The organism is Aeromonas sp. 25-248 (assembly GCF_053005425.1).
The window spans coordinates 1-12734 of record NZ_JBRKTB010000004.1; the positions used below are offsets into that span (position 1 = coordinate 1).

13 protein-coding genes and 2 tRNA genes are annotated in these 12734 nt (G+C 61.0%); 7 read left to right on the plus strand and 8 right to left on the minus strand.

Annotated features, from left to right (window positions below; translation table 11 throughout):
- From ACVDHI_RS07980 to lolB, 7 genes are all read right to left on the minus strand, one after another.
- A tRNA-Met gene (locus tag ACVDHI_RS07980) sits at positions 1 to 77 on the minus strand.
- 235 nt (positions 78 to 312) lie between these two features.
- Entirely contained in the window at positions 313 to 1404 is a 1092-nt protein-coding gene (gene ychF, locus ACVDHI_RS07985) for a redox-regulated ATPase YchF (RefSeq protein WP_010673843.1), read from the minus strand.
- A gap of 132 nt (positions 1405 to 1536) precedes the next feature.
- Positions 1537 to 2133, minus strand: coding sequence for an aminoacyl-tRNA hydrolase (gene pth / locus ACVDHI_RS07990; protein WP_039039597.1), 597 nt, complete (start codon positions 2131 to 2133; stop codon positions 1537 to 1539).
- Between the two features lie 249 nt (positions 2134 to 2382).
- Complete coding sequence (locus ACVDHI_RS07995; RefSeq protein ID WP_010673845.1) at positions 2383 to 3330, minus strand: ribose-phosphate pyrophosphokinase; 948 nt, start codon at positions 3328 to 3330, stop codon at positions 2383 to 2385.
- A 239-nt stretch (positions 3331 to 3569) separates the two neighbouring features.
- Positions 3570 to 3644, minus strand: a tRNA-Gln gene (locus ACVDHI_RS08000).
- Positions 3624 to 4502, minus strand: coding sequence for a 4-(cytidine 5'-diphospho)-2-C-methyl-D-erythritol kinase (gene ispE, locus ACVDHI_RS08005; protein ID WP_447212014.1), 879 nt, complete (start codon positions 4500 to 4502; stop codon positions 3624 to 3626). Before ispE ends, ACVDHI_RS08000 begins: the two co-directional genes overlap by 21 nt.
- Entirely contained in the window at positions 4502 to 5080 is a 579-nt protein-coding gene (gene lolB, locus ACVDHI_RS08010; protein ID WP_039039599.1) for a lipoprotein insertase outer membrane protein LolB, read from the minus strand. Before lolB ends, ispE begins: the two co-directional genes overlap by 1 nt.
- Before the next feature lie 125 nt (positions 5081 to 5205).
- Between lolB and hemA the strand changes: the two genes are divergently transcribed.
- The 7 genes from hemA (at position 5206) to ACVDHI_RS08045 (ending at position 12113) form a co-directional block, all read left to right on the plus strand.
- On the plus strand, positions 5206 to 6465 hold the full coding sequence (hemA, locus tag ACVDHI_RS08015; RefSeq protein ID WP_041212583.1) for a glutamyl-tRNA reductase: 1260 nt from the start codon (positions 5206 to 5208) through the stop codon (positions 6463 to 6465).
- Positions 6466 to 6515: 50 nt separating this feature from the next.
- Positions 6516 to 7604, plus strand: a complete 1089-nt coding sequence (gene prfA / locus ACVDHI_RS08020; protein WP_324062279.1) for a peptide chain release factor 1 — start codon at positions 6516 to 6518, stop codon at positions 7602 to 7604.
- Entirely contained in the window at positions 7604 to 8437 is an 834-nt protein-coding gene (gene prmC / locus ACVDHI_RS08025) for a peptide chain release factor N(5)-glutamine methyltransferase (protein ID WP_069651507.1), read from the plus strand. The genes prfA and prmC overlap by 1 nt, the downstream gene beginning before the upstream one ends.
- 41 nt (positions 8438 to 8478) lie before the next feature.
- A complete protein-coding gene (locus ACVDHI_RS08030) occupies positions 8479 to 8862 on the plus strand; it encodes a SirB2 family protein (RefSeq protein WP_324062282.1) in 384 nt (127 codons plus the stop codon).
- An 11-nt stretch (positions 8863 to 8873) separates the two neighbouring features.
- Positions 8874 to 9674, plus strand: a complete 801-nt coding sequence (locus ACVDHI_RS08035) for a SirB1 family protein (protein ID WP_447211944.1) — start codon at positions 8874 to 8876, stop codon at positions 9672 to 9674.
- A gap of 11 nt (positions 9675 to 9685) precedes the next feature.
- Positions 9686 to 10540 carry a 3-deoxy-8-phosphooctulonate synthase gene (gene kdsA / locus ACVDHI_RS08040; protein WP_039039605.1) on the plus strand — a complete coding sequence of 285 codons (855 nt, stop codon included), beginning with the start codon at positions 9686 to 9688 and terminating at the stop codon, positions 10538 to 10540.
- A 289-nt stretch (positions 10541 to 10829) separates the two neighbouring features.
- A complete protein-coding gene (locus tag ACVDHI_RS08045) occupies positions 10830 to 12113 on the plus strand; it encodes a dicarboxylate/amino acid:cation symporter (RefSeq protein ID WP_447211945.1) in 1284 nt (427 codons plus the stop codon).
- A 78-nt stretch (positions 12114 to 12191) separates the two neighbouring features.
- On the opposite strand, the gene grcA is transcribed toward ACVDHI_RS08045, so the two are convergent.
- On the minus strand, positions 12192 to 12572 hold the full coding sequence (grcA, locus tag ACVDHI_RS08050; RefSeq protein ID WP_010673855.1) for an autonomous glycyl radical cofactor GrcA: 381 nt from the start codon (positions 12570 to 12572) through the stop codon (positions 12192 to 12194).
- Positions 12573 to 12734: the final 162 nt, after the last annotated feature.

The window sequence follows — 12734 nt, forward strand, 5'->3', positions numbered from 1 at the left end:
TGGTGGCTATGACGGGATTCGAACCTGTGACCCCCGCATTATGAGTGCGATGCTCTAACCAACTGAGCTACATAGCCAACCGTGCTTCCAGTGAGTCGTTGCCTCGTCACTGTGCGGCCGGAATTATGCGTATCTGGCTCTGGGGCGTCAACCCTTTTTTTGTTTGAAAAAACGAATTTGGGTGCGTTTGGCGAGTTATTGGCCGCTGTCGTGCAAAAGCCCAACAATCTGGTTTTTTTTACGACATTCGCACCCAGATCGCGCCTCTGGCCAGATAAAAAAGAGGCCAGCAAATGCTGGCCTCTCATGGGGTTAGACGTTGAACAGGAAGTTCATGATATCGCCATCCTTGACGATGTAGTCTTTCCCTTCCGCGCGCATCTTGCCTGCTTCCTTGGCGCCTTGCTCACCCTTGTAGGTGATAAAGTCGTCGAAGGCGATGGTCTGGGCGCGAATAAAGCCTTTTTCGAAGTCGGTGTGGATCTTGCCAGCGGCCTGCGGGGCGGTGGCGCCTACCGGAATGGTCCAGGCGCGCACTTCTTTCACACCGGCGGTGAAGTAGGTCTGCAACTTGAGCAGCTCGTATCCGGAGCGGATCACCCGGTTCAGGCCCGGCTCCTCGATACCCAGATCCGCCATGAACTCGGCGCGGTCTTCGTCGTCCAGCTCGGCGATGTCCGCCTCGATGGCGCAGCAGACGACCACGACAACGGCGTTCTCGGCGGCGGCTATCTCACGGACCTGATCCAGGTAGGGGTTGTTCTCGAAGCCATCTTCCGCCACGTTGGCAATGTACATGGTGGGTTTGAGGGTCAGGAAGTTGAGGTGGCTGACGGCGTCCAGCTCATCCTTGTCCAGCTTCATGCCGCGGATCATCTGGCCGTTTTCCAGGGCAACCTTGATCTTCTCCAGCACTTCCACTTCCAGCTTGGCATCCTTGTCGCCGCCCTTGGCACGCTTGGACTGGCGATTGATGGCGCGCTCGCAGGCATCCAGGTCGGAGAGGGCCAGCTCGGTGTTGATGACCTCGATGTCGTCGGCCGGGGAGACCTTGCCCGCCACGTGGACGATGTTCTCGTCCTCGAAGCAGCGCACCACGTGACCGATGGCTTCGGTTTCACGGATGTTGGCCAGGAACTGGTTGCCAAGGCCTTCGCCCTTGGAGGCACCGGCCACCAGGCCGGCGATGTCCACGAACTCCATGGTGGTCGGCACGACACGCTGCGGATTGATGATGGCCGCCAGCTGGTCGAGGCGGGGATCCGGCATGGGGACCACACCCGTGTTCGGCTCAATGGTGCAGAACGGGAAGTTGGCGGCTTCGATGCCAGCCTTGGTCAGCGCATTGAACAGGGTGGATTTGCCTACATTGGGCAGGCCCACGATACCGCATTTAAAACCCATGGATTGTTACCTTGTTGGTGGATGCTTCAAGGGGCCGCGCGGGCGGCCCGTGTCGTGTTGCTTGACCTCGAGGCGAGGGATCTCGCCAGGGGGCCGGTCATCTTGAACTGCCTGGCGATGCAGGCTGAAGGCCTAGACTTTCTCGGCCTTGAAACTGTGCAGGCGATTCATGGCCTTGGTCATGTCCTGCTTGAACAGGATGTCGGTGGCGCGCAGGGATTCGTCCAGTGCGGCCTCGATCAGACTCTGCTCACTGCTGGGTGCCTTGGTCAGCACGAAGCCGGCGACCAGCTCCTTGGCGCCCGGATGGCCGATGCCAAGGCGCAGCCGGAAGAAGTTATTGTTGTTGCCCATCCTGGCGATGATGTCCTTGAGGCCGTTATGGCCGCCGTGACCGCCCCCTTGCTTGAACTTGGCGATGCCGGGAGGCAGGTCCAGCTCGTCGTGGGCCACCAGGATCTCTTCCGGGGCGATCTGGTAGAAGCGCGCGAGCGCCGCCACGGCCTTGCCGGAGAGATTCATGTAGGTGTTCGGGATGAGCAGCCGCACATCCTGCCCGTCCACCAGGATGCGGGCGGTGTGGCCGAAGAACTTGGGCTCTTCGCGCAGGCTGACATTGTGCCAGCGTGCCAGTTGCTCCACATACCAGGCGCCCGCATTGTGGCGGGTCTTGGCATATTCGGGGCCGGGATTACCCAGCCCGACAATCAGTTTGATTTGACTTGTCACGCTTGATGTCTTCACTCGCTACTTGCCATGGGAGGATGACCCGGGGCAATGGGACGCAATATTCTAGCCGCCGAGTGGCGATCACTCAACCAAAGTGCGGCAAGGTCGGGGAAAAGCCGGACAGAAGGGCTCGGGTGGAGTGGCTCGTCCGAGGTTTTCGTCTCTTGCCGAGTGAAGGCTGGCGGTTGGCGCCAGGCACCCAAAAAAACAAAAACCGCCATTCGGCGGTTTTTGTCACGACAGGGTCTATCAATGCTCGAACATGGCAGAGATGGACTCTTCGTTGCTGATGCGGCGAATCGCTTCGGCCAGCACGGAGGAGAGGGTCAGCTGCTTGACCTTGCCGACTGCCTTCATCTCCGGGGTGAGCGGGATGGAGTCGGTGATGATCAGCTCGTCGATGACCGAATTCTTGATGTTTTCAACGGCGGTGCCGGAGAAGACAGGGTGGGTCGCATAGGCGAACACGCGCTTGGCACCACGCTCTTTCAGCGCTTCGGCCGCTTTGCACAGGGTGCCGCCGGTGTCGATCATGTCGTCGACGATGACGCAGTCACGACCGGCCACGTCGCCGATCAGGTGCATGACCTGGGAGACGTTCGGACGGGGACGACGCTTGTCGATGATGGCGATGTCGGTGTCGTCCAGCAGCTTGGCGATGGCACGGGCACGGACCACGCCGCCGATGTCCGGTGACACGACCACGGGGGATTCGAGGTTCTTGGCCTTCATGTCTTCCAGCAGCACCGGGCTGCCGAACACGTTGTCGACGGGGACGTCGAAGAAGCCCTGGATCTGCTCGGCATGCAGGTCAACGGTCAGCACACGGTCCACACCCACGCTGGAGAGGAAGTCTGCGACGACCTTGGCGGTGATGGGCACACGGGCGGAGCGGACGCGGCGGTCCTGACGGGCATAACCAAAGTAGGGGATAACGGCAGTGATACGGCCAGCTGAAGCACGACGCAGTGCATCCACCATGACGATCAATTCCATCAAATTGTCGTTGGTTGGGGCACAGGTGGATTGAATGATGAAGATATCGCCACCGCGTACATTCTCGTTGATCTGTACGCTGATCTCGCCGTCGCTAAAGCGACCTACGGCAGCATTGCCGAGTTTGATAAACAGGCGATCTGCGATCTTCTGGGCTAGTTCCGGCGTTGCGTTACCAGCAAACAGCTTCATGTCAGGCACGGTTTGAAACCTCGGGGTTGCATCCAGTATGTGGGGAGTCTGATTTTAGACCCGTATCGTTTGGGGGCAAACGATTTAGCAAGATGACGGACAAGGTCTCTGGGCGATGTCGAGGATGGCGTCTCATCACCCGCAGGGTGGGTGGACGGGAATCCACCTTGAGCGCCATCGCGTCAGATTGGCCCAAGACACATCGACGAGGTCAACACCTGCCGATGCGGCCTCAACAAGGAGAGAGTTGGCTGGGGTACTAGGATTCGAACCTAGGAATGGCGAGATCAAAACCCGCTGCCTTACCGCTTGGCGATACCCCAATCACTCACTTGTTGCAAAGTGACGAAGAGTGGTGATATGTTCTCGCCCTTGGCGACAAACCCATCCCAGCCTTCCGGCACTCTTGCCAACACCTTCCGAGCAGCCATTTCGTCTTCAAATCGAGCAAAGACGCAGGCGCCAGTGCCCGTCATTCTTGACGGCGCGTATTCTAGCAACCAGCCGAGCGCATTGGCAACCTCGGGGTGGCGCTTTTTCACCAGCAGTTCGCAATCGTTTTTCCACTCTCCTGCCAGCAGATTGTCCAGGGTCATCTTGGGGGTGTTGCGGGGCAGGTCGGGATCCTGGAACACTGCGGCGGTGGCCACATGGCAATCCGGCTTGAGTACCAGGTACCAGGCATCCGGCACCGCGATCTGTTGCAACCGCTCCCCCACGCCCTCGGCGAAGGCGGCCTTGCCCCGCACGAACACCGGCACGTCGGCGCCCAACTGCACGCCGAGCTCGGCCAGCTCGTCTTCACTCAAGCCGGCTTGCCAGAGGTGGTTCAGGGCCACGAGGGTGGTGGCCGCGTCCGACGAGCCGCCCCCGATGCCACCGCCCATGGGTAGTACCTTCTCCAGCCGGATATGGGCTCCCTGCGGACTGGTCAACCGGCTCTGCAACAGTCGCGCAGCCCGGATGATGAGGTTCTGTTCATCGGGCACGCCGGGAATGGCCGGGCTCAAGGTGAGCTGGTCGCTGCCGGGGATCGGCTCGAATTCGAGCCAGTCGCCGTGGTTGAGAAAGATGAAGAGGGTCTGCAGTTCGTGGTAGCCATCGGGGCGGCGGCCGTTGACGTGCAGGAAGAGGTTGAGCTTGGCCGGGGCTGGCCAGCGGATCGGCGCCTGGTCGTGCATCATGGTGCCAGGGTCCACTCGTTGATCTGCAGCTTGAGACGGCTCTCCTGCCCGGTCATGGTGAGCAGGTGGGGCAGGCGATAGCCGTCCTGATCCCGATAGTCCCCGTAGACGATCTGCCACTGGCCGTCGCGCACGCTGGCGAGGCTGGCATCGGGGTTGAGCTCGAATTCGGCCTGCCCCGGTAATCCCTTGATCCATTCAGGCAGCCCGGCCACCGGAATGTGCCAGCCGGTGAGCTGATAGACCAGGAGCTCGGCATCCTGGCTCTGGTGCTGTTTTCCGTCGTTGTCGAGCAGAGTCACCTCGCCGCCGGTGCGGGAGAGTTCCAGAATATGGGTGCCGATGAGGCTGGTGAGGTTGAGGCGATAGTCGTCGCCGTTTTGCTGCCAGTTGAGGCGGGCGCTGCCCTTCTGGCGGGCGGTGATGATGGCCATCTTGCCCGACAACTGCCAGTGTGTGAGGCGTTCGAGGCGGGCGCGCTCCTGCTGCCAGTTGACCTGATCCCGCTGGGGTTGGGTGGTGGTACAGCCCGCCAGCACAAGCAGGCAGGCGAGGGAGAAGATACGCAACAACAAGGTGGAGCTCCGCAGATGAGGTTTGCGACAGTATAAGGGGCGGCCGTATTGCTTTTAAAGACTTACCCTTTCTCGTACAATTGTCGGCCTCTACACCCTGTGCATGAAACGATCATCACCCACCCATGAGTCTGCTTGCCCTCGGAATCAACCACAACACCGCCAGTGTCGCCTTGCGGGAGCGGGTCGCCTTTGGCCCGGACCGCATCGATCGCGCCCTGCGTGAGCTGGTGGAGCAGCCTGGCGTCAGCGAGGCGGTGATTGTCTCCACCTGCAACCGCACCGAGCTCTATTGCAGTCTGGAGCAGGGGCAGGGGGAGCAGGTGCTGAACTGGTTGCAGCGGTTCCACGCGCTGGAGGCGAGCGAGGTGCTCTCCGCCATCTACCGGCACCAGGACGAGGAAGCGGTGCGCCACCTGATGCGGGTGGCCTGCGGCCTCGACTCCCTGGTGCTCGGGGAGCCGCAGATCCTGGGGCAGATCAAGCAATCCTACGCCCACGCCCAGCAGGCGGATGCGGTGAAAGGATCCCTGGAGCGCCTGTTCCAGAAATCCTTCTCGGTGGCTAAACGGGTGCGCACCGACACCGAGATCGGCGCCAGCGCAGTGTCGGTGGCCTTCGCCGCCGTGAGCCTGGCCCGCCGTATCTTCTCCGATCTCTCCCAGACCAAGGTGCTGCTGGTGGGCGCTGGTGAAACCATCGAACTGGTGGCCCGCCACCTGCGCGAGCAGAGCGTGACCCGGATGATGGTGGCGAACCGGACCCTGCAACGGGCCCAGTTGCTGGCAGAGGAGTTCGGTGCCCAGGTAATGACCCTGGAGGAGATCCCGGACTACCTGCACGAGGCGGACATCGTCATCAGCTCCACGGCAAGCCCCCTGCCCATCATCGGTAAGGGCATGGTGGAGCGGGCGCTCAAGGCGCGTCGCTTCAAGCCCATGTTCCTGGTGGACATCGCCGTGCCCCGCGACATCGAAGCCGAGGTAGACGAGCTCTCCGATGCCTATCTCTACACGGTGGACGATCTGCAGGGCATCATCGAGCAGAACCTGGAGACCCGCAAGCGGGCGGCCGCCGAAGCGGAACTCATCGTGCAGGAAGAGCGCGACGAGTTCATGGGCTGGTATCGCAGCCAGCACTCGGTGGATCTCATTCGCGATTATCGCCATCAGTCACAGCAGGTCGCCGACGAAGAGTTGCAGCGGGCCCTGCTGGCCCTGCAACAGGGTGAAAATGCCGAGCAGGCGCTCAAGGCCATGGCCCATCGCCTCACCAACAAGCTGATCCACGCACCGACCCAGGCCCTGCGCCAGGCCGCCGCCCAGGGGGACAGCCACAAGCTGGCCCAACTGCGTCAGGTGCTGGGATTGTCACAAGAATCATAGTGTTGGGACGGCCGTTTGCCGTCCCGTCCTCCATCGAGAATCCAAGAGTCATGAACCCCTCATTGATCAGAAAGCTGGAAGGCCTCATCGAGCGCCATGAAGAAGTACAGGCCCTGCTCGGGGAGCCCGGGGTCGCCTCGGATCAGGACAGATACCGCGCCCTGACCCGGGAATACGCCCAGCTGGAAGATATCGTTCACGCCTTCCAGCGTTTCCGCCAGGCCGAAGAGAACCTGGACGCCACCCGCCAGATGCTGGAAGAGGATGATGCCGACCTGCGCGAGATGGCGCAGGAGGAACTGCCGCTCGCCAAGGCGACCTTCGAGGAGCAGGAGCAGGCGCTTCAGGTGATGCTGTTGCCGCGCGACCCCAAGGATGACAACAACTGCTATCTGGAGATCCGTGCCGGTGCCGGTGGCGACGAAGCGGCCATTTTCGCGGGGGATCTGTTCCGCATGTACTCCCGCTACGCCGAGCGTCAGGGGTGGCGTGTCTCCATCGTCAGCTGCAATGACGGCGAACACGGTGGCTACAAGGAGGTGATCGCCAAGGTGGACGGCGAGCACGTCTACGGCCGCCTCAAGTTCGAGTCCGGCGGCCACCGGGTGCAGCGAGTCCCCGAGACCGAATCCCAGGGCCGGGTGCACACCTCCGCCTGTACCGTGGCCGTGCTGCCGGAAGTGCCGGAAGCCGAGCAGGTGGAGATCAACCCCTCCGAGCTGAAGATCGACACCTTCCGCGCCTCCGGTGCCGGCGGCCAGCACGTCAACAAGACCGACTCCGCCATCCGCATCACCCACCTGCCCACCGGGCTGGTGGTGGAGTGCCAGGACGAGCGCTCCCAGCACAAGAACCGCGCCAAGGCGATGTCGGTGCTCTCCGCCCGCCTGCAGGCGGCCGAGGACGAACGCCACCGCGCCGCCGAGCAGAGTACCCGCCGCAACCTGGTGGGCTCCGGGGATCGCTCCGAGCGCATCCGCACTTACAACTATCCCCAGGGGCGTCTCTCCGAGCACCGGATCAACCTCACCCTGTATCGTCTGGGCGAAATCCTGGAAGGGGATCTGGACTGCGTGATCACCCCCCTGGTGCAGGAGTATCAGGCGGATCAGCTCGCCTCCCTGGCCGAGAGCAACTGATGCAGATCCAGCAGGCCCGTGCCCATATCATGGCGACCCTGGCCTCCGGGGAATCCCCCCGTGCCGACGCCGATGCCCTGCTCTGTCATCTGCTGGATTGCCGGCGCAGCTATCTGATGACCTGGCCGGAGCACGAGCTCGATGCCGCCCAGCAGGCAACCCTGGCGGGCTGGCTTGCCCGTCGCCTCAATGGTGAGCCCATTGCCCACCTCATCGGCGAGCGGGAGTTCTGGTCGCTGCCGCTGAAAGTGAGCCCGGCCACCCTGATCCCGCGCCCCGATACCGAGGTGCTGGTGGAACAGGCGCTGGCCCGCCTGCCGGGCGGCCCCTGCGCCCTGCTGGATCTGGGCACGGGCACCGGTGCCATCGCCCTTGCGCTCAAGTCTGAGCGACCGGATGCCGATGTATGGGCGGTGGACAGGATGCCGGCCGCGGCCGCGCTGGCCCGCACCAACAGCGCCGCCCTGGGGTTGCCCATCGAGGTGCGCGACGGCAGCTGGTTTGCGCCGCTCTCGGATGCACCGCGCTTTGCGATGATCGTCTCCAACCCGCCTTACATCGACGGGACGGACCCCCATCTTCACGAGGGGGACGTGCGCTTCGAGCCGCGCTCCGCCCTGGTGGCGGAGGAGCAGGGGCTGGCGGATATCCGCCTCATCGTCACCCAGGCGCCCGCCCATCTGGTGCCAGGTGGCTGGCTGTTGCTGGAACACGGCTGGGATCAGGGGGAGGCGGTGCGTCAACTCCTGCTGCAACAAGGCTACGTTCAGGTGGAAACCGTGCGCGATTACGGCGATAACGAGCGGGTGACCCTGGGTTGCCTGGCTCAGTGATATGACGGGCGGCCCGGTCTGCCCCTGTTCAAGGAAATCTTATGTATGTTGTGCTCAAGCATCTGCACCTCACCCTGATTGCCGGGGCCGTGCTGATGTTGATCCTGCGCTTTTACTGGTTGCAGACCGGCTCCGCGCTGGCAGGGGGAGCCCGCACCCTCAAGATCAGCGGCTGGCTCAACGGCCTGGTGGTGCTCTCCGGTGTGCTGCTCTGCATGGTGCTGGGTCTCAACCCCCTCAACAACGCCATTCCCTGGCTGGCCGAGAAGCTGACGTCCATCCTGGTGGTGGCGTTTCTGGCCATGATGGCGCTGCGCCTGGCCCGTAGCAACGGCATCCGCTGGTTTGCCTTCCTGGGCGCACTGGGGTGGATCTTCTTTATCGCCAAGCTTGCGGTGCAAAAGCAGGCCAGCCTGTTCGGCTAGGAAGGATGACGATGATACGTGTGGATGAGTGGACCGACTTCGAGGCTCACGATCTGGCCGAGCTGGCGCTGTCGGTGAGCGACGAGATCCGGGGCCATGGCGGCACGGGAGAGGCCGAGCTTGCCCTCCTCGATGCCTGGCTGGACGAGACGATTGCCGAGGGAGACTGCGACGAGGTGCGCCGTCAGCTGTTGCAGGGTTTCTACCAGACCCTGGGCTTTCGTGGCGACTGGCAGGATTACTTCTCGTCCGCCAACAGCGATCTGGACCAGGTGCTGGCAAGGCGCAAGGGGATCCCGGTCAGTCTCGGCATCCTCCTCATCCAGTTGGGTCGCAAGATAGGGCTGGATGTGGAGGGGATCTGCTTCCCCGGCCATTTCCTCCTGAGTTTTGCCGGTCTGGACGGGGAGGTCTATGTGGACCCCTTCAACGGTGATGAACTGAGCCGGCACCGCATCGAACTGCTGCTGCGCGGTGCCCTCGGCAACCTGGCGAGTCTGAGCGATGATCATCTGCAGCCATCGGGGCAGTGGGAGATCATCGAGCGCTTGCTCAATGTCAGCAAGGGCGCCCTGCTTCGCGAGGAGCGCATGACGGAGGCGCTGCGCTGCAGCGAGCTGCTGCTGCGCATGAAGCCCGGCGATCCGCTGGAGACGCGGGATCGGGGCTTCATCTATGAGCAACTCGATTGCCCGCGCTTTGCCGCCGACGATTTCGAATACTTTATTGAACAATGCCCTGATGATCCCGTGGCCGATGTGCTGAAAACCCAGCTGGCCACCCTGGACCTCAGTCCCAAGCCCCTCCATTAAGGATCCCTGAGATGGAACAGAAGAATATCAAGGTCAACCAGATCGACGTCGCCAACGACAAACCTTTCGTGCTGTTCGGCGGCATGAACGTGCTGGAATCCCGCGACATGGCGATGGCGGTGTGCGAGAAGTACGTGGAAGTGACCAGCAAGCTCGGCATCCCGTTCGTGTTCAAGGCGAGCTGGGACAAGGCCAACCGCTCCTCCATCCACTCCTATCGCGGCCCGGGTCTGGAAGAGGGGATGAAGATCTTCCAGGAGCTGAAAGCGACCTTCGGCATGCCGGTGATCTCCGATCTGCATGAGCCCCATCAGGCCAAACCGGTCGCCGAGGTGGTCGACGTCATCCAGCTGCCCGCCTTCCTGGCGCGCCAGACCGATCTGGTGGAGGCCATGGCCCGCACCGGCAACGTCATCAACATCAAGAAGCCGCAATTCCTGAGCCCAAGCCAGATGAAGAACATCACCGACAAGTTCGAGGAGTGTGGCAACGATCGCCTGATCCTCTGCGAGCGCGGTGCCAACTTCGGCTATGACAACCTGGTGGTGGACATGCTGGGCCTGGGCGTCATGAAGAAGAGCACCGGCGGCTATCCGGTCATCTTTGACGTCACCCACTCCCTGCAGTGCCGTGATCCCCTGGGAGCGGCCTCCGGCGGTCGCCGCGAGCAGGTGACCGAGCTGGCCCGTGCCGGCATGGCGGTGGGCCTGGCCGGTCTCTTTATCGAATCCCACCCGGATCCGAAAATTGCCCGCTGCGACGGCCCGAGCGCTCTGCCGCTGGAGAAGCTGGAAGGCTTCCTCAAGCAGATGAAGGCCATCGACGATCTCGTCAAGGGCTTCGAGCCCCTCGATACCTCCGCCTGATCGCGATTTTTACTATCAAAAATGCCCCGCCATGCGGGGCATTTTTATTTCCGTCATTTTCATTTGGTGCTCTTCGGCGTCCATTGCGACCACGTTTCCGTGGTGTTAATGATGTTAAATATGTTGTGTGATTGATGTCTCTTATTTGCTTCTTATGACATGCAAAAGTAGCGACCGTCAGGATGGCAAAAAGGTATGAAGCGGGTGAGATAACTCTATTTCTCGCCGCAGACTGCTGCATGCGTTATTTGCTGTCAGTGGAGTCACACTTATTAACAGGACGTTGAACATGCACAAGAAAATTGTCAGTAGCCTCTATTTTCAGGTGATATTGGCAATCACCATCGGAATATGTCTGGGACATGTCTATCCGAGTCTGGGCGCAGATATGAAACCCCTTGGTGATGGCTTCGTTAAATTAATCAAGATGATCATCGCCCCCGTCATTTTTTGTACCGTGGTCACCGGCATTGCCGGTATGGAAAGCATGAAGGCGGTGGGCAAAACCGGTGCCATTGCGCTGATCTATTTTGAAGTGGTGAGCACCCTGGCCCTGATCATCGGTCTGTGCGTGGTCAACGTGCTGCAACCCGGGGCCGGTATGAATGTGGATCCCTCCTCACTCGACGCCAGCGCCATCTCCGTCTATGCAGATCAGGCCCAGTCCCAGGGGATAATTCCCTTCCTGCTGGATGTGATACCGGCCAGCGTCATCGGTGCCTTTGCCGGCGGCAATATACTCCAGGTGTTGCTGTTTGCCGTCCTGTTCGGATTTTCCCTGCATCATATCGGGGAGAAGGGAAAACCCATCTTCAATATCATCGATGGTTTCTCCCAGGTTATTTTCTGCATCATCAACATGATCATGAAACTGGCGCCGATCGGGGCATTTGGTGCCATGGCATTCACCATAGGGAAATACGGTATTGGTTCTTTGGTGCAGCTGGGGCAATTAATTGCTAGCTTCTATCTGACCTGCCTGCTGTTTATTTTTCTGGTGCTCGGCAGTATCGCCAAAGCCAATGGCTTCAGCATTGTGCGCTTTATTGCCTATATCCGGGAAGAGCTGTTGATCGTGCTCGGAACATCCTCGTCGGAATCCGTATTGCCGCGCATGCTGGTGAAAATGGAGGCGCTGGGCTGCAAGAAATCGGTGGTGGGTCTGGTGATCCCGACCGGTTACTCATTCAACCTGGACGGCACCTCCATCTATCTGACCATGGCAGCCGTCTTCATCGCCCAGGCGACCAACACCCCGCTTGACCTGTTCCATCAGCTCACCCTGCTGGTGGTGCTGCTTATCTCCTCCAAGGGGGCGGCCGGAGTCACGGGGAGTGGCTTCATCGTGCTGGCAGCCACCATCTCGGCGGTAGGGCATCTGCCGCTGGCCGGGCTGGCGCTGATCCTCGGGATTGATCGCTTCATGTCGGAGGCGCGCGCCCTGACCAACCTCATCGGCAACGGGGTGGCGACCCTGGTGGTGGCCCGTTACTGCGATCAGCTCGACGAGGCCACCATGCAGGACGCCCTGGCGAAACCCGTGGTGGCAAGGTCGGTGGACCTGCGAAGCTGACCCAGGTTCCGGCGGCGATCATCACCCATGAAAAAACGGCCCGAGGGGGCCGTTTTTTATCTCTTTACGCAGGGCGCCTTACAGGCTCTGGGTGAAGGTGCGGGTGACCACGTCACGCTGCTGCTCCGGGGTCAGGGCGTTGAAACGCACGGCGTAACCGGAGACGCGGATGGTGAGCTGCGGGTATTTTTCCGGGTTGGCGATGGCGTCTTCCAGGGTTTCGCGGCGCAGTACGTTGACGTTCAGGTGCTGACCCCCTTCGACCACAGGCTCTTGCTGAACCGGCAGTTCACGGTATTCGAATTGACCCAGGTCGGAGAGGCTGACTTCCTGATCGGCGGCAAAGCTGTCGCCCTTGGCGCAGATGCAGCGAGCCTGTTGTTTCTCTTCGTCCAGCAGCCAGAAAGAGTTCAGCAGAGCGGCGTTGGCGGACTGGGTGATTTGGATGCCCTTGATCATGGTATGACTCCTCATAGGAAAGCGGATTCAACGGTAAGCACATTACCCTGATGTTTTTAAACCACCTCTTGGAAGGAATGATTTAACGGGGCCTTGCCTTACACCTTTACTTCGTTGGGGCCATATATACCACGACGGTAATATTACGAAAATTGATCTAAA